General features: G+C 67.5%; 15 protein-coding genes and 1 tRNA gene. 9 read left to right on the plus strand and 7 right to left on the minus strand.

Annotated elements, in window-relative coordinates:
• Positions 1-8 precede the first annotated feature (8 nt).
• Both ACIGFL_RS05495 and ACIGFL_RS05500 read right to left on the minus strand, forming a co-directional pair.
• Positions 9-2,189 carry a putative bifunctional diguanylate cyclase/phosphodiesterase gene (locus ACIGFL_RS05495; protein WP_397496390.1) on the minus strand — a complete coding sequence of 727 codons (2,181 nt, stop codon included), beginning with the start codon at positions 2,187-2,189 and terminating at the stop codon, positions 9-11.
• A 57-nt stretch (positions 2,190-2,246) separates the two neighbouring features.
• Positions 2,247-4,433 (minus strand): hypothetical protein, encoded by a 2,187-nt coding sequence (locus ACIGFL_RS05500; RefSeq protein WP_397496391.1) that lies wholly within the window; start codon positions 4,431-4,433, stop codon positions 2,247-2,249.
• A 277-nt stretch (positions 4,434-4,710) separates the two neighbouring features.
• On the opposite strand from ACIGFL_RS05500, the gene ACIGFL_RS05505 reads away from it, so the two are divergent.
• Complete coding sequence (locus ACIGFL_RS05505; protein WP_397496392.1) at positions 4,711-6,039, plus strand: spinster family MFS transporter; 1,329 nt, start codon at positions 4,711-4,713, stop codon at positions 6,037-6,039.
• 85 nt (positions 6,040-6,124) lie between these two features.
• Here ACIGFL_RS05505 and ACIGFL_RS05510 read toward each other — a convergent pair whose 3' ends face one another.
• Positions 6,125-7,102, minus strand: coding sequence for a zinc-dependent alcohol dehydrogenase family protein (locus ACIGFL_RS05510; protein ID WP_122107460.1), 978 nt, complete (start codon positions 7,100-7,102; stop codon positions 6,125-6,127).
• A 146-nt stretch (positions 7,103-7,248) separates the two neighbouring features.
• Between ACIGFL_RS05510 and ACIGFL_RS05515 the strand changes: the two genes are divergently transcribed.
• Both ACIGFL_RS05515 and ACIGFL_RS05520 read left to right on the plus strand, forming a co-directional pair.
• Positions 7,249-7,974, plus strand: a complete 726-nt coding sequence (locus ACIGFL_RS05515; protein WP_397496393.1) for a substrate-binding periplasmic protein — start codon at positions 7,249-7,251, stop codon at positions 7,972-7,974.
• A gap of 89 nt (positions 7,975-8,063) precedes the next feature.
• The gene (locus tag ACIGFL_RS05520) at positions 8,064-9,209 is read left to right on the plus strand and encodes a PQQ-dependent sugar dehydrogenase (RefSeq protein ID WP_397496394.1); all 1,146 of its coding nucleotides are present in this window, start codon (positions 8,064-8,066) and stop codon (positions 9,207-9,209) included.
• Positions 9,210-9,254: 45 nt separating this feature from the next.
• On the opposite strand, the gene ACIGFL_RS05525 is transcribed toward ACIGFL_RS05520, so the two are convergent.
• On the minus strand, positions 9,255-9,446 hold the full coding sequence (locus ACIGFL_RS05525; RefSeq protein ID WP_021441765.1) for a hypothetical protein: 192 nt from the start codon (positions 9,444-9,446) through the stop codon (positions 9,255-9,257).
• Between the two features lie 239 nt (positions 9,447-9,685).
• Between ACIGFL_RS05525 and ACIGFL_RS05530 the strand changes: the two genes are divergently transcribed.
• The 3 genes from ACIGFL_RS05530 (at position 9,686) to ACIGFL_RS05540 (ending at position 11,072) form a co-directional block, all read left to right on the plus strand.
• Positions 9,686-10,528, plus strand: coding sequence for a S1 RNA-binding domain-containing protein (locus ACIGFL_RS05530; protein ID WP_397496395.1), 843 nt, complete (start codon positions 9,686-9,688; stop codon positions 10,526-10,528).
• 54 nt (positions 10,529-10,582) lie between these two features.
• Positions 10,583-10,658, plus strand: a tRNA-Thr gene (locus ACIGFL_RS05535).
• An 87-nt stretch (positions 10,659-10,745) separates the two neighbouring features.
• Positions 10,746-11,072 carry a hypothetical protein gene (locus ACIGFL_RS05540; RefSeq protein ID WP_122107456.1) on the plus strand — a complete coding sequence of 109 codons (327 nt, stop codon included), beginning with the start codon at positions 10,746-10,748 and terminating at the stop codon, positions 11,070-11,072.
• A 31-nt stretch (positions 11,073-11,103) separates the two neighbouring features.
• Here ACIGFL_RS05540 and ACIGFL_RS05545 read toward each other — a convergent pair whose 3' ends face one another.
• Positions 11,104-12,168: a diguanylate cyclase domain-containing protein gene (locus ACIGFL_RS05545; protein ID WP_397496396.1), complete on the minus strand. Its 1,065-nt coding sequence runs from the start codon at positions 12,166-12,168 to the stop codon at positions 11,104-11,106.
• A gap of 223 nt (positions 12,169-12,391) precedes the next feature.
• Here ACIGFL_RS05545 and ACIGFL_RS05550 point away from each other — a divergent pair, with 223 nt between their 5' ends.
• Genes ACIGFL_RS05550 through ACIGFL_RS05560 form a run of 3 tightly spaced genes read left to right on the plus strand, consistent with a single transcriptional unit; the run spans position 12,392 to position 15,599 of the window.
• Positions 12,392-13,180: a PP2C family protein-serine/threonine phosphatase gene (locus tag ACIGFL_RS05550; protein WP_397496397.1), complete on the plus strand. Its 789-nt coding sequence runs from the start codon at positions 12,392-12,394 to the stop codon at positions 13,178-13,180.
• A gap of 16 nt (positions 13,181-13,196) precedes the next feature.
• Positions 13,197-14,681, plus strand: a complete 1,485-nt coding sequence (locus ACIGFL_RS05555; RefSeq protein ID WP_397496398.1) for a protein kinase — start codon at positions 13,197-13,199, stop codon at positions 14,679-14,681.
• Between the two features lie 15 nt (positions 14,682-14,696).
• Complete coding sequence (locus ACIGFL_RS05560) at positions 14,697-15,599, plus strand: FHA domain-containing protein (protein WP_397496399.1); 903 nt, start codon at positions 14,697-14,699, stop codon at positions 15,597-15,599.
• A 55-nt stretch (positions 15,600-15,654) separates the two neighbouring features.
• Here the strand turns inward: ACIGFL_RS05560 and ACIGFL_RS05565 are convergent, their stop codons facing one another.
• On the minus strand, positions 15,655-15,984 hold the full coding sequence (locus tag ACIGFL_RS05565; RefSeq protein ID WP_397496400.1) for a DUF2025 family protein: 330 nt from the start codon (positions 15,982-15,984) through the stop codon (positions 15,655-15,657).
• 98 nt (positions 15,985-16,082) lie between these two features.
• Positions 16,083-16,487 (minus strand): NUDIX domain-containing protein, encoded by a 405-nt coding sequence (locus ACIGFL_RS05570; protein WP_397496401.1) that lies wholly within the window; start codon positions 16,485-16,487, stop codon positions 16,083-16,085.
• Positions 16,488-16,568: the final 81 nt, after the last annotated feature.

Raw genomic sequence — 16,568 nt, forward strand, 5'->3', positions numbered from 1 at the left:
GGCTGGCGCTAGAAGCGCGTGCCCACCCGCTCCAGCGGCCGGTAGTGCGGGGGGAACAGGCTGACGATCTCTTCCAGCGGCAGCGGCTTGCTGAACAGGTAGCCCTGCACCTGATCGCAGTCGCGCTCCTGCAGAAAGGCCAGTTGCTCGCTGGTTTCCACGCCCTCGGCCACCACCTTCAGGCGCAGGGCGTGGGCCATGGCGATGATCGCGTGGACGATTTCGCGGTCCTGGCTGGAGGCGGCGAGGTCCTGGATAAAGGAACGGTCGACCTTGAGGGTGTCCAGCGGCAGGCGGCGCAGGTAGGCCAGGGACGAATAGCCGGTGCCGAAATCGTCGATCGACAGGCTCACGCCCAGGGCGCGAATGCTCTCCAGCAGGCCGATGGCGCGGTTGATATTGCTCAGCAGCGCGCTTTCGGTGACCTCCAGCTCCAGGCTCTGCCCTGGGCAGCGGCTGTCGTGCAGGATCTGCGCGATGCGTCCGGGCAACTGGTCGTTGCCCAGGTTCAGCGCCGAGCAGTTGACCGCCACCTTCAGCCCAGGATAGCCCATCTCGCCTAGGCCGCGCAGGTCGTGGCAGGCGCGGCGCAGCACCCAGTCGTCGAGCTGGTCGATAAAACCGTTGGTCTCGGCGATGGCGATGAAGCGCTCCGGGGTGAGCAGGCCGTGCTGCGGGTGGCGCCAGCGCACCAGCGCCTCCAGCTTGTGCAGGGCGCCGCTGCGCAGGTCGATGATCGGCTGGTAGAACAGGGTCAGGCCGTTGTCCTGCTGCAGCGCCTGGCGCAGGTCTTCCTCCAGTTGCAGCTCGAACGAGGCCTTCTGTTTCAGGTGCGGGTTGAAGAAGTGCACCACGTTGCGTCCGCTGCCCTTGGACTGGTACAGCGCCAGGTCGGCATGCTTGAGCAGCTCGTCGGCGCCGCCACCGTCGCGCGGAAACAGGCTGATGCCGATGCTGGTGGTCATCACGATCTTGCGCCCGGCCAGCTCTATCGGTTCCTTCATCTGCTCCAGCAGACGCTGGGCCAGGGCGCGCGGCGCGGCGTTGCTGTCGAGGCTGGCGACCACGCAGAACTCGTCGCCACCGAAGCGGGCGATCAGGTCGCGCTCGCGCAGGGCGCCGCGGATGCGCTGGGCGACCACCCGCAGCAGGTCGTCGCCGGCGGCGTGGCCGAGGGTGTCGTTGATCCGCTTGAAGTGATCGATGTCGAGGAACATCACCGCCAGGCCGCGGCCGACTATGGCGTGTTCCTCCAGGGTGGCGGCGAACACCCGGTTGAAGCCGCGGCGGTTGAGCAGCTCGGTCAGCGGGTCGAAGTGCGCCGCCTGTTCCAGCGAGGCCTTGGCCTGGTCGAGCTGCGCCAGCAGGTGGTTGACCCGCTGCAGGTCGCGCTCCTTGTCGTCCAGCTTGCGGTTGGCCCAGGACGCCACCAGGCTCAGGGCGACCACTGCCAGGGTGATGGCGGCCACGCTCAGCCCCAGCTGCAGGCTGTTGTCGGCGCCCTGCACCTCGAGCGTGGCGCCTTGCGGCACCACCAGGTGCAGCGCCGCCATGCCGGTGAAATGCATGGCGGTGATGGCGGCGCCCATCACCAGCGCGGCCGAGTACTTCAGCCAGTGGCGGTAGGGCGCGCTGCTGCTGCGCCGATGATGGGCCAGCAGCTGCGCGGCGAGGCTGGCGCCGATGGCGATGACGATGGACAGGGCGAACAGCCCGCCGTGGTAGTAGGCCTGCGCCGTCGAGCGCATGGCGGCCATGCCGCTGTAGTGCATGGCGGCGATGCCCAGGCCGATGATCGCCGCGGCCAGGGCGCGGCGGCCGAGGCCAGCGTCGCGCTGGGCCATGCAGTAGAGGGCGAGCAGGGCGGCGGCCAGGGCCACCAGCAACGACAGCAGGGTGGTGGCCAGGTCGTAGTGGATGGCCAGCGGCGCGCGGAAGGCCAGCATGCCGATGAAGTGCATCGACCAGATGCCGCCGGCCAGGCACAGCGCGCCGACCAGGCCCCAGGCCAGGCGCATGCCGCGCTGCGGCACCTGGTCGAGGTGCTCGACTATCGCCAGGGTGCCCAGGCTGCCGGCCGTGGCGACCAGGTAGGCGAGCACCGTCAGCCAGGGATCGTGGCTGCAGTCCAGCAGCAGCTGGCCCTGCTCGGGCAGCTGCGCGAGAAACCGAATCGACCACCCATCCATAGCCACCCCCGCAGTGCAGCCCCGACGCCCTCCTCAGTCAAGCACAAACGTGCCAAGTCAGTCGCTTTTACCGTAATCGTTGAGCGAGATCACCCGAGTCTTGCCGATGCGGTGGCGGTAGATCTCGCGCAGGTACTTGATCGCCTGCTTGACGCTGCCGCGGCTCAGGCGGATGTCGTTGATCGAGACGAACTTGTCGGCGTCGTGGATCAGCTCGCGGTACTTCTTCTCGTACATCGGCTTGATCGCGTACCAGTTGGTGTCGAGGATCTTCGCCGGGTCCTCGTGCTCGTTGAGCATGGTATCGAGCTTGGCCTCGTCGAAGTGCTCGGCGACGATGAAGTCGAGCATGGCGTCGTCCAGGCTGTCGTCGAAGCGGTACTGGTCGCGGGCGAAGCAGCGCTTGATGTAGGCGACGATCAGGGTCAGGAAGTCGTCGGACAGGCACGGGCTCTTGACGATCAGGGTGGTCAGCGAGAGGTTGGCCGAGGCGCCGATCACCAGGGCGTAGCGTTTCAGCGTGGTGTTGGGGAAGAGGTTGTTGAGGTGGGTCTTGAGCCGGTTCAGGTCCATGTAGGACAGCTTGTAGTCCTTGGGCAGGGAGACGATGGACACCACCGATGAGCAGTTCTTGAAGAAGTGCAGCTCGCTCAGCTGCGTCGCGTCGTAGCCGCTGGCCTTGTACTGCTCCAGGGCCTGGCGATAACGCTTGGACTCGATCGGCAGCAGGCTGATGCCCTCGATGGCCTGGGTCACCTTGTTGAAGTGCGGCAGGTCGATGGAGCGGAAGAACAGGTCGTCGATGTTCAGCCGCGGCGCGTGCTGCTCCTTGTCCAGCACGCGGAATTTCTCCGAGAGCTGGGCCGGCTGTTCGGGCACCACGGATTCGGCGTAGGCCACCGCCACCGGTCCGGCCAGGCTCATGAACAGGTCGTTGGCGTCGAGGCGGATGGTCTCGCCGATGTCGATGCCGGCGCGGCGGAAGTAGTTCTGGTCGTAGTCGCCGGTGACCGCCTGGGCGGTGAGGATGTTGAAGATCTGCTGCGAGATGTACTGGTTGGCGTGGCGCTCCATGGCGGTCACGTCGATGTTGTGGATGCTGCCGTCGCCGCTCTCCTCGGCGTAGCGCATGATGTCGTTGGAGATCAGCATCATCGCGTTCCACGGGCGGATGCGGCGCATCACGCTCTCGGCGCTGCTCTGCTCGTTGTCGAAGTTGTAGGAGAAGTCCCACTCCTCGGCCAGGTACTTGCACAGCAGGCGCCCGGCGTTGATGTGCAGCGCTTCGGACATCTCGCTGCGCTGGTCGGAGATGTTCGGCAGGATGCAGATGCCGCTGGTGAAGATCGGCTCGAAGACGAAACCGTGGTCGCGCTGCGCCTCGTCGTCCACGTTGGCCTTGCTGTCGAAGGTCTTGCTCATGTAGGCGAACTGCTGCGCCAGGCCGAACTCCGAGGCCATGCCCGAGCCGGTGCCGCCGCCGGCGCTGAAGATATAGAAGTACAGGCGCGACTGGTTGGCCTTGATCCCGCAGGAGTCGATCAGGTAGCTGTGGATGAACTTCCAGTCTTCGTTGGAGAAGCGCTGGGTGTCCTTGTTGAGGATGATCTTGGCCAGGTACTGGCCGAGGATCGGCGCGTTGCCGGCGCCACCGGCATGCACCTCGGACAGGTCCATGATCTTCATCTTGCTGTAGTCGTCGAGAAAGCCGCTCATCTCGCCCTTGCGCGAGAAGCGGATGCGGCCCTCGATGTCCTTGTCCAGGTCGCCGAGCATCACCAGCGGCTCGATCAGGAACACCGGCTTGCTGCTCTTGTGTGGGGCGCGTAGCAGGTTGCTGCGAATCCAGCGGCTGGGCCGCGAGGCCTGCTCGGCGGCGGCGGTGGCCTCGCTGTGGAATTCCTCCAGGTAGAACTGGCGGGCGTTGTACACCAGCGAGGCGACGTCCAGGGCGATGTTCGAGCCGCAGCGGCCGAGGCCGATCAGGCACACCGAGGGGAACTGCTGGATGCGGCTCGACTCGCCCTCGTCCAGTGGCTCGCCCAGGGGGAAGACCAGGTTGCGCAGGCCGTCGAGGTTATCGAGGATGCGCTCGATGTCGCGTTCGGTGAAATACAGGTACTGCTCGCCGGTATCGCCGCGCACCGGCAGCGCGAGCGGAGCGGGCGGCACCAGCAGGGTGTCGGCGAGATCGGCCAGGGTGGCTTCCTTGGCGGCGGCAACGGCGTCTTTCTTGGTTTTCATCGGTGACAGTCCGGCGAGTCGGTGGGGTATTGGCCATTGGCCATGAATTGGCCAGCTCCATGGTTCTAGCACGGAATAAAGCGCTTCGCATTATTCCAGCTGGATATGGACGATTTTTTGGCGTCAACACCCCATCGATGTGCATAAATCCAGCGAATAGTCGCAGACAAGCCGCGGCAAAGCCTCTAGATTGCCCCTCACCCAAGGTTCGGCCGGTGCTGCCAAGGTAGGCGCCACCGCAGTAGGCCCGACGTGGACAACAACAAGAGAGATTGCCATGCAGCCCAACCAGCAAGCGTCCAACGCCTGGCGCATCCTGTTCCTGCTATTCCTCGCCAACCTGTTCAACTTCTTCGACCGCACCATCCCCGCCATCATCATCGAGCCGATCCGCCTGGAATGGGGCCTCAGCGACCTGCAGCTGGGGCTGATCGGCACCGCCTTCACCATCGTCTACGCCCTGGCCGGGGTGCCGCTGGGGCGCATGGCCGACACCGGCGCCCGGCGCAAGATCATGGGCTGGGGCCTGGCCGCCTGGAGCGGGCTGACCGCGCTGAACGGCATGGCCTGGAATTTCTGGAGCTTCCTGCTGATCCGCATGGGCGTCGGCATCGGCGAGGCCAGCTACGCGCCGGCGGCCAACTCGCTGATCGGCGACCTGTTCCCGGCGCACAAGCGCGCGCGAGCCATGGGCATCTTCATGCTCGGCCTGCCGCTGGGGTTGCTGCTGGCCTTCTTCACCATCGGCGCCATGGTCCAGGCCTTCGACAGCTGGCGCGCGCCCTTTCTGATCGCCGCCGTGCCGGGGCTGATCCTCGCCCTGTTCCTGTTCTTTATCCGCGAGCCGGCGCGCGGTGCGGCGGAGAGCACCCGGGTCAGCAGCGCGCCGGTGGACAAGCCGCTGCGCAAGGTGCTGGCGATCCGTACCTTCTGGTGGCTGGTGCTGGCCGGGCTGGCGTTCAACTTCGCCTCCTATGCCTGCAACTCTTTCATGGTGCCGATGCTGCAGCGCTACTTCGGTCTGCAGTTGCAGGATGCGGCGATGGCCACCGGGGTGATAGTCGGGCTGACCGGCTTGCTCGGCCTGACCCTGGGCGGCTGGCTGGCGGACAAGGTGCACCAGCGCTGGGCCAATGGCCGTCTGCTGTTCGCGGCTTTCAGCATGCTGCTGGCCTGCCTCTGCACCGCCTGGGCACTGAGCGCCGGGCGCATCGACACGGCGCTGTTCGTCGGCCTGTTCAGCCTCGGCTGGCTGTTCTCCTACAACTTCTACACCTGCGTCTACACGGCGATCCAGGACGTGGTCGAGCCGCGCCTGCGCGCCACCGCCATGGCCCTGTTCTTCGCCGGCCTGTACCTGCTCGGCGGCGGCCTCGGCCCACTGGCGGTGGGCTGGCTGTCGGATCACTACGCCCAGGCGGCCATGCACGCGGCCGGCGCCAGCGAGATGAGCGAGGCGTTCAAGGCCGTCGGTTTGCACGACGCCATGCTGCTGATTCCGGTAGCGCTGTTTCTCACCCTGCTGGCGCTGCTGCAGGCCGCCCGCTGCTTCCAGCAGGATGCGCTGCGCATGCGCGAGGGGTTGGCTGGGGCTGCTTTGGCTTGATCGTGGGGTGGTGCGCACGGCGCACCCTACGGGAGTAGGGGCGCCGTGTGAGCTTCGGGGGGAGGGTGCGCCATGCGCACCCATCTCAGGGCACCAGCAGGATCTTGCCGTCGCGCTCGCCGCTGGCGGCCGCGGCCACGGCGTCCTTGATATGGGCCAGGTCGTAGGTGGCGGCGACGCGGGTCTTCAGCTTGCCGCCGGCGATCAGCTGCACCAGCTCGCCGAACACCTTCATCTGCTCGGCTGGCGTGGCCTGCTGGAACCACTTGGCCAGCCAGAAGCCGCGCAGGGTGACGTCGCGGAACACGAAGGAGGCCGGCGATACCAGGCACGGCTGGCCGCTCATCATGCCGTAGTTGACCAGCACGCCGCCGTTGCACAGGGTCGCGGCGATATGGTCGGTGCTGGCGCCGCCCACCGCATCGATGCCCAGGCGCACGTCGGCGCCGCCGGTGGCCGCGCGCACGCGCTTGGCCAGGTCGGGGCCGTCCACCAGCACCAGATCGCCGCCTTCGGCCTCGACGCCGGCCACGGCCGATTCGCGGCGCACCACGTTGATGGTCTTGAAGCCGCGCAGCTTGGCCAGCTGGATCAGGTAGCTGCCGACGCCGGAGTTGGCGGCGTTCTGGATCACCCAGTCGCCCGGCTTGAGGTCGACGAACTCGCTGAGCAGCAGCGAGGCGGTCGGCGGGTTGACGGTGAGCATGGCCAGCTGCAGCGGGTCGGCGTCCGGCAGCGGGATCAGCTTGTCGGCTGGCGCATTGAGGGCGCTGACCCAGGTACCGCAGCCCACCGGCAGCAGCACGTTCTGGCCGACCTTGAGGTTGCCGACGCCCTCGCCGAGCGCTTCGACCCGGCCGACGCCCTCGTTGCCGCCGATGGCCGGCAGCGGCGGCAGCATGCCGTAGGCGCCGGTCAGGGTCAGCACGTCGGAGGGGTTGATCGGCGCGGCCAGCACCTTGACCCGCACCTGGCCGGCGGCCGGCGCCGGCAATTGCAGCTCGACCGCTTCGATCACGTCCTGCGGCACCGGGCCGCGTTGCTGGTATTGGGCTTTGAGCATGATGATTCTCCTGGGGCAGGCGCAGAAATGCGTGGAGCCAGTCTAGCCGCGCGCGGGCAAAGCGGAATGAATCGCCGTGCATCCACTCTGGTGATGGGCGGCCGGCGCCGTCTATGCTCAGGGCTCGTTCGAGTCAGGGACGTGGCATGTACAGATGCTGGGTAGGCGTGCTGTTGCTGTGGCTGGCCGCGGGGGCGTGCGGCGAGACGCTGCGCGTCGGTTTCGGCACGCACAAGCCGCCCTACGTGTTCGAGGGCGAGCCGCGCGGTCTGGAATACGAGCTGGTGGACCGCGCCGCGCACCTGGCGGGGTTCGACATGGCGGCCTACTACGCGCCCATGGAGCGCCTGCACCTGATGCTGCGCCGCGGCGAGATCGACGCCATCACCACCACTAACGAACGCAGCGGCGTCGAGGCCTTCTACTCGGACATCTATATCCACTACCACAACGCCGCCGTCGCCCTGGCCGCGCGCGGCTACCGCATCGAACGCATCGCCGACCTGGGCAGCTACTCGGTCAGCGCCTTCCAGCGCGCCCGCCTGCTGCTGGGCGCGGAGTTCCAACGCATGGCCGAGGGCAATCCGCGTTACCGCGAGGAGGCCCTGCAGATCAATCGCAACCGCCTGCTCTACAGTGGCCGGGTCGAGGTGGTGATCGGCGATCCGCGGATCATCCAGTATTTCAATCGCGAGGTGGCCGAGCAGGTCGACGTCAGCCAGCCGCTGGCCTGGTACCCGCTGTTTCCCCCCACCGCCTACCGGGTCGGCTTTCGCCTGGAGGCGCAGTGCCAGCGCTTCGACCAGGGCCTGCGCCAGTTGCGCGCGAGCGGTGCTTATCAGCTGATCGAGCGTCGCTACCTGAGCGACTGAAACCTGGCGAAACCTTTTGCGGGGCTGTCTCGGACGTACCGCTGTAGCACTATGCGGACTCGTTCCGCGACTCGCATGGAGGAGCCCCGATGTTGCGTCCACACCTGCTTGCCAGCCTTGGCCTGGCAGCGCTGCTGAGCAGCCAGGCGAGCCTGGCCGAGTCCCGCCAACTGCCCAGCGAGATGGGGCAGCTGCAGATCGAGACCGTTGCCGAGGGGCTGGCCAACCCCTGGGGCCTGGCTTTCCTGCCAGATGGCCAGGGTTACCTGGTGACCGAGCGTCCCGGACGCCTGCGCCGGATCGCTCCGGACGGCGCGTTATCGGCGCCGCTGGGCGGCGTGCCCGAGGTATTCGCGGTGGGCCAGGGCGGTTTGCTCGACGTGGTGCTGTCGCCGGATTTCGCCGCCGACCGTCTGGTCTACCTGTCCTACGCCGAGGCCGGCGACGGTGCGGCCGGCACGGCGGTCGGGCGCGGCCGTTTGTCCGCCGATGCCACGGCGCTGGAGGGCTTCGAGGTGATCTTCCGCCAGCAGCCCAAGCTGTCCAGCGGCACGCACTTTGGCTCGCGCCTGGTGTTCGACCGCGACGGCCACCTGTTCATCGCCCTCGGCGACAACAACCAGCGCCCCACCGCGCAGGCGCTGGACAAGCTGCAGGGCAAGCTGGTGCGCATCCATCCCGACGGGCGCATTCCGGCGGACAACCCCTTCGTCGGCCAGGCCGGCGCCCGTGCGGAAATCTGGTCCTACGGCCACCGCAACCAGCAGGGCGCAGCGCTCAACCCCTGGAGCGGCCGCCTGTGGAGCCACGAGCACGGCCCGCGCGGCGGCGACGAGATCAACATCCCCGAGGCGGGCAAGAACTACGGCTGGCCGCTGGCGACCCATGGCATCAACTACTCGCTGCTGCCGATTCCCGAGGCCAAGGGCGAGGCCGTCGCCGGTACCGAACCGCCGCACCACGTCTGGGAAAAATCGCCGGCCATCAGCGGCATGGCCTTCTACGACGCCGAGCGTTTCCCGGCCTGGCAGCACAACCTGTTCATCGGCGCGCTGGCCGGCCAGGCGCTGATCCGCCTGCAACTCGACGGCGACAAGGTGGTGCACGAGGAGCGTCTGCTGCAACCGCTCAAGGCGCGCATTCGCGACGTGCGCCAGGGGCCGGACGGCTTTCTCTACGTGCTGACGGATGCGAGCGACGGACGACTGCTGCGCCTGGGGTTGGCGCGCGAGTAACGCGGGGGAGGGGGATGCCGGGTGCGCGCTGCGCACCCGCGGGCATTACTTCTTGCTGATAGTGATCTGCCGGGTGCCGCCGTAGGTCTGGCCGCTGACGCCCTTGGCGATCTGCTGGATCTCGCCGCCGCCCTGGAGGAAGGCCGCCACCTGGGCCTCGATGGACTCGCGGGTTTCCACGGCAGGGGCCGGCTTGCTGACTTTGCTGGTGGACGACTTGACGCGCAGGGTGGCCATGACCTTATCTCTCGACGATGGGCGGTCGGCCATTGTGCCTGATCGGGGCGCCGCCTGCTCGCCTAATCGTCTGGGACCGCTCTGGCGGGGCCGCTCGTCGAGGCCCTGGATGCCGGCTAATCGCTTGTTTTCAAGGCACTTAAAGCACTTCTCGACCGGCTGTCGATTAACCGCGCGCCTAACCCTGGCACAGCCGAACTCGGGTAGAATGGCCGGCTGTTTTGGCGAGGTGGAACGCGATGGCCTTAATCGGGCGGATGAATTCTTTGCAGGTGGTCAAGCACACCGACTTCGGTCTGTACCTGGACGGCGGTGCGGACGGCGAAATCCTCCTGCCCAAGCGCTATATCCCCAAGGACACGCCGAGCGAGGTGGACGACTGGCTCAACGTGTTCCTCTACCTCGACAGCGAAGACAAGCTGATCGCCACCACCCTGAAACCGAAGATCCAGCTCGGCGAGTTCGCCAGCCTCAAGGTGGTGGATATCAACCGCATCGGCCTGTTCCTCGACTGGGGCCTGGCCAAGGACCTGCTGTTGCCGCACTCCGAGGAGAAGCGTCCGTTGCAGCTCGGCGATTACTGCGTGGTCTACCTCTACCTGGACAAGCGCACCCGCCGCCTCACCGCCACCGCGCGTCTGGACCGTTATCTGGACAAGACCCCGGCCAATTACCAGGTGGGTCAGGAGGTCGATCTGCTGGTGGTCGAGCGCAGCGACCTGGGCTTCAAGGCCATCATCAACGGCCAGCACTGGGGCCTGATCCACAAGAACGAACTGTTCAAGTTCGTGCGCAACGGCATGCGCGAGAAGGGCTATATCAAGGAAGTGCGTGCCGACGGCAAGATCAGCCTGAGCCTGCAGCCGGTGGGCCATGAGGCGGCCAGCGGCCTCGGCGAGCAGATTCTCGAACGCCTGCGCGCCCAGGGCGGCAGCCTGGCGCTGGGCGACAAGAGCCCGCCCGAGCTGATCGCCGAACATTTTCGCGTCAGCAAGGGCAACTTCAAGAAGGCCATCGGCGGCCTGTACAAGCAGGGCCTGATCCGCATCCACGACGACCGCATCGAACTGCTCGACAGCTGAGCCGCCAGCGGCTTGAGTCGCGCCGCGCCAACTCGCATAATGCCGCCGTCTTCCGCCGGTGTAGCTCAGTTGGTAGAGCAGCGCATTCGTAATGCGAAGGTCGCAGGTTCGACTCCTGTCTCCGGCACCATCCAACCCAAGGGCTTGCAGCGATGCAGGCCCTTGGCGTTTTCGGGCGTAGAATGCCGGGAACCTTGGTTCTGCCTGTGAGGTGCCCATGTTGCTTCGACTGCTGCTGCCGATCCTGCTCTGTGCATGGGCCTTGCCTTCCTGGGCCGATGTCACGCAGCCGATCCGGGTGATTCCCAAGAGCTATGTCAGCCCCGGCGCCAGCGGCAGTGTGTCCGGTTCGGCGCATTTTCAGCAGTACGATCTCTATGGCGGCCAGCGCCTGCCGCAGGCGCCGCTGCGCGAGGAGAGCCGCTACGGCAGCCATGCCAGCGAGGTACGCGGCGGCATTCGGCAGAGCATCGAGTATCCCGGCGGTTTGCGTCTGGAACTGCAACCCGGCAGCGGCAGTTACCAGCAGCAGCGCAGCCGCTGAGCGCGGTCGGCCTTGCCAGGCGGGCGTGGCGTCAGCGCCGGCGCTCCGCGGCGTGGTGGGCGGCGGTCCCTTGTGGTGCGGGTTCGTTGCGGTCGATGACCACGCGGTTGCGGCCGCCGCTCTTGGCTTGATAGAGGCACTCGTCGGCGCGTTGCAGCCAGCTTTCCCAGTGTTCGCCGCTGCGCAGGATGGCGCCGCCGATGGACACCGTCACCGGCCCGCCGGGGCTTTCCAGTTCACTCTCGACGCGCTTCAGCAGATGCTGGGCGGCGGCATGCAGGCCGTCGAGTTCGGTGTTGGGCAGCAGCAGGAGAAATTCCTCGCCGCCGAAGCGGAACAGGCGGTCTTCCTTGCGCGAACAGCGCTTGACCAGTTCGACGAAGGCCACCAGCACCTGGTCGCCGATGTGGTGGCCGAAGCGGTCGTTGATCTGCTTGAAGTGGTCCAGGTCCATCACCAGCAGGCCGAAGCTGTCGCTGTGGCGGCGGTGGCTGGACATGGCGATCTTCAGTTCCTCGTTCATCGCCCGGCGGTTGCGCGCGCCGGTCAGCGGGTCGTGGATGGCCAGCAGTTGCAACTGGTCGCGCTGGGTGCGGGTGCGGACGGCGAAGATGAAGCTGAGCACGCTGGCCATCATCCCGGTGACTAGGAAGGAGACCATCTGGTAGTGGCTGTCGAACACGCTGCCGGGCACCAGCAGGGCGTGCGCCACCAGACAGGCGAGCACCAGGGCGGTGGCCAGCAGGGCCTTGCGGGGGGTGACCATGAAGAAGTTGAAGAGGATCAGCGGGTAGATCCAGAACAGGCCGTTGACCCCCAGGTTGATGGCGATCAGCGTCGAGCCGATGGAGAACACCGTGGCCAGGTAGATGCCCGGTTTGACCGTGTCGCGGGTGCGCCAGGCGTAGAACACGGCGAACAGGGTGGAGAGCACGATGATGGTGTCGGCTATGCCCACGAGGTAGTTGCCGTGCAGCAGGCGGTACACGGCGTAGGGGGAGATGCCCAGGACGCCGAACAGGCCCATCAGGGTGATGATCGACAGCTGGAAATCTTCGCGCAGGCGCTTGAGCAAGCGGGCAGTCTTGATGGCCATAAGCGTTCTTGTCGTTGTTATGTGGCAAGCATGCAGAGCTTTGACCGCTTATGGCAAGGGTAGATCCTGAGCAAAGTGCCAGCATTTGCGCCAGGCCGACGAGTCGCTCCGGCGCTTGAGCCCGGTTTGGTTAACCGCTGCGCATTTGCAACCGGCTGGCCGGTGACAGTTCGCCAGCGCCGCCGCATCATGGGCCGCCCGCCATCAGTTCAAGGATCTGCGCGTGTCCCAGTCATCGCCTCCATCCGTGGTATTCGCCGCGCAAAGCGTCGCCGGCCAGGTGCGCACGCACAACGAGGATGCCCTGGCCTGTCGCCCCGAGCTCGGTTTATGGGCGCTGGCCGACGGCATGGGCGGCCACGAGCGCGGTGAGGTGGCCAGCGCCCTGGCGCTGCAGGGCCTGATCGACGCGTTGCAGCAGGGCGCCGAGCTGGCCGCAGCGGTGCACGCCGCGCACCGGGCGATTGCCGACGCGGCAGGGCCGGGCGCCGGAGAGGCGAGCATGGGCAGCACCCTGGTGGCGGTGCGCCTGGCGGGCGATGGATTCGAGCTGGCCTGGGTCGGCGACAGCCGCGCCTATCGCATCGGCGCCGAGCGCATCGAGCAGCTCAGCCACGATCACAGCTGGGTGCAGGCCATGGTCGACGCCGGCCAGATGAGCGCCGAGGAGGCGCGCCAGCACCCGCGGCGCAACCTGATCCTGCAGTGCCTGGGCCAAGGCGAGCAGGCGCCGGAGGTGGGCCTGCTGCACGCCCGGCTGGCGCCCGACGAGCTGCTGCTGCTGTGCAGCGACGGCCTCACCGGCGAGCTGGACGACGCGGCGATCCAGCGCTGCTGCGCCGAGGCCGAGACCCTGGAGGCGATGGTCGAGCAACTGGTGGGGCTGGCCAATAGCCATGGCGGCAGGGACAATATCAGCTGCATCGTCCTGGGCCTCGCCCCGGCTGCCGAACCGCGCGAGGCGCCGCCCCGCGGTCTGCTGCGCAAACTGTTCAAACCCCGTCAATCCTGAGCGCCAGTCCAGCCGCATGAGTCAGCCTCCGATCAGCGTACCCGGTTACAGCATCCACGGCCGCCTGGGCAAGGGCGGCATGGCCGAGGTCTACCTGGCCACCGAGCAGGCGCTGCAGCGCCAGGTGGCGCTCAAGGTGCTGCTGCACCGCGAGGACCAGGCCTTCACCCAGCGCTTCATCCAGGAAGGCCATATCGTCGCCTCCCTGCAGCATCCGTCGATCATCACCATCTACCGCATCGACCAGCTGGCCGACGGTCGTCACTTTCTCGCCATGGAATACCTGGCCGGCGGCGACCTGGCCCAGTACAAGGGCCAGCGCCTGGAGCCGGCGCGCGCCCTGCGCATCGTCCGGCAGATCGCCAGCGCCCTGGCGCTGGTGCACGACCGCGGCCTGGTGCACCGCGATATCAAGCCCGGCAACATCCTGTTTCGCGACGACGGCACCGCGGCGCTCACCGACTTCGGCGTGGCCAAGCAGCTGCAGCTGGACAGCGAGCTGACCCAGTCCGGCATCGCCGTTGGCAGCCCGGCCTACAGCAGCCCGGAACAGGCGCAGTGCCAGGCGCTGGATGCGCGCAGCGACATCTACAGCCTCGGCGTGATCCTGCTGGAGATGCTGACCGGGCATAACCCCTTTCGCGGCGCCAACTACACCCAGACCCTGATGAACCAGTTGCAGCTGCAACTGCCGCCCCTGCCCGAGCCGCTGGGCGAGTGGCAGTGGCTGCTCGAGCGCATGTTGGCCAAGGACCCGGAGGATCGCTTCGCCGATTGCCACGTGCTGCTGGCCAGCCTCGACGAACTGCAGGACGCCGAGCAGGATCACACCCGCCTGAGCCCGGCGCTCGGGCCGGCGCCGCGCAGGGCCAAGCGTCGCTGGCTGCCCTGGGCCCTGCTCGGTGTGCTGCTGCTCGGCGCCGGCAGCGCCGGCGGCTACTACTGGCAGCTGCAGCAGCGCCTCGCCGGGCTGCTCGCCCTCGGCGAAACGCGCCTGAGCGAAGGCCAGCTGCTCGCCCCGGCGCAGGACAACGCCGACTACTATTTCCGCCAGGCGCTGGCCCTGGATGCCGATAACGCCCAGGCCGCCGACGGCCTGCAGCGGGTGTTGCAGGCGCGCATCCAGCAGTACCTGGAACTGGCCGAGCAGCGCCTGGGCGAGGGCCTGCTGATCCTGCCCGAGGACGACAGCGCGGTGCACTACTTCCGCCAGGTGCTCGGCTGGGAGCCGGACAACCTGCTGGCGCAGGCCGGGATCAACCGCGTGGCGCAGCGCTTCATCGAGCAGAGCGAGGCGGCCTATGCGCGGCGCGAGTACAACCTGGCGCTGGAGCAGATCAAGCAGGGGCTGGAGGCCGAACCCGACAACGAACGCCTGCTGGCGCTCTACGACGGCCACCAGCAGCGCGTGCGCAGCAGCCAGGCGGCGAGCCGGCCGCGCAGCGCGCCACCGGCCCAGCAGAATCCGATCAAACGTTTGCTGAACAACCTTTTCGACTGATCCGAGGCGCCCGAGATGCTCAGATTGCAGTTCCTGGATAACCGCCAAGCGCCGGTCTGGCTGACCGAAGAACGCCTGACCATCGGCCAGGACAGCCGTAACCAGCTGGTGCTCGGCGATGCCGGGATCGCCAGCTTTCATGCCGAGATTCGCCAGGATCACGGTTACTACTACCTCAGCGATGCCAGCCAGGGCGCGACCTACGTCAACGACCAGCGCATCGGCACGCGCTTTCAGCTGCGCGACGGCGACCGCGTGCGCCTGGGTGGCGTCGAGCTGCTGCTGGTCGACCCGGCGAAGAGCGCGGCGCGTCCCGAGGCCGCCGCGCCGCGCTGGTTCCTCCAGGTGATCCAGGGCGAGCACCAGGGGCGCAAGTTCCATATCCACGGCTCGATGACCTTCGGCCGCTCGAGCAAGTGCGAGCTGTGCTTCGGCGACCCGGAGCTGTCGCGCCGGCACTGCGAGTTCTTCCTCAAGGACGACGTGCTGGAGGTCAAGGACCTGGCTTCGGCCAACGGCGTGACGGTCAACCAGCAGAAGGTCAGAACCGCCGTGCTGCAGCCGGGCGACCAGTTGAAGATGGGCTCGGTGAGCCTCTTGGTGATCGGGCCGAAGGTCAGCCTGAGCGAGACGCCGGACGAGGATGCCACCCAGTTCATGCGCGTGGCCGACCTGCCGCCGGCGTTGGCCGCTAAGGCCGCTGGCGGTGCCACGCAGATCGCGCCGGTACCGCAGGTGGCGCGCGCCAGCGCCAAGGCCGCGCCGGCGGCGGCCAATCCGCTGCGCGCCGCTCAGGCCAGGACGGCGCCCACCACCGCGGCGCCAGCGGCCAGCGCCGGCAGGCTATGGCTGGGCGGCGCCTTGCTGCTGCTGATCGGCGCCGGCCTCGGCGCCGCGTCGATGCAGCTGCTGGGCTGAGCCGAAGGGGCACCCTTGGCATCGGTGATACGCCGCCCGGGTTGGCGCGCGTGCCTCAGGCCGGCGCCAGGCGCCGGCGTTCGGCGCGGATCTCCGGCAGGTCGCTGCGCCGCAGGTAGAGGCGCAGCGCCTCGCCGAGGTTGACCCGCTCGTCGATGCGCTGCTCCTGCAGCCAGGCCAGGCGCTGGCGATCCAGGCGCATCAGGCCGTCTGCCTCGGCGTGCCAGACGTATTCGCAGGTCGGGGTGATGGTCTCGGCCGGCACGTCGAGGCCGAAGCTGTCCTCGGAGAAACGCAGCAGGTACTGGCCGGTCTTGGCGTTGAAGCCGACGAAGCCCTGCAGCTGGTCGGCGGCCTGGCAGATCTGGGCGGAGCTGATACTCATGGCAAACCTCGGGTTGCTGTGGGTTTGCACGCAAAACTAAGGGTTCTGGTTATCGGCGCAGCCTAGCGCTTGGCCGCGTGGCCGCGCGTTGCCGTGGATCAATAAAGGCGCGCGGCCAGGGCGGGCAGCACCTGCTCGCGCAGCAGCGGCGCCAGCTCGCCGTCGAAGGGCTGGCCGGCGGCGTACCAGCGCAGTTCCTCCAGCTCGGCCGCCGGATGTACGGCGTGGGGCAGGGCGGCGTGGAAGATCTCCGCCTGCAGCCAGGTATCGGCCTCGTTGGCGGCGCTTGCCTGGAATCGGCCGAGCGGGTGCAGCGCCGCGTCGTCCAGCTGCAGTTCCAATTCTTCATGCAGTTCGCGGCGCAGGGCGGCCAGGGCATCCTCGCCGGCTTCGCGCTTGCCGCCGGGCAGCATGAAGAACCGGGTGTTGCGCTTGCGCACCAGCAACAGGCGGCCCCGTTGGTCGAACAGGCAGGCGGCGGCGATATGCAGGGTGGTGTTCATGGCAGGTGTCGCGAGTGTCGAGCAGGTGAGACCTCTGTCCCCTCGCCCATCAGTGGGTGAGGGGGCAAAGTGCTTAAGCGA

It is taken from the genome of Pseudomonas sp. NPDC077649 (genome assembly GCF_044542855.1).
Lineage (GTDB): Bacteria > Pseudomonadota > Gammaproteobacteria > Pseudomonadales > Pseudomonadaceae > Aquipseudomonas.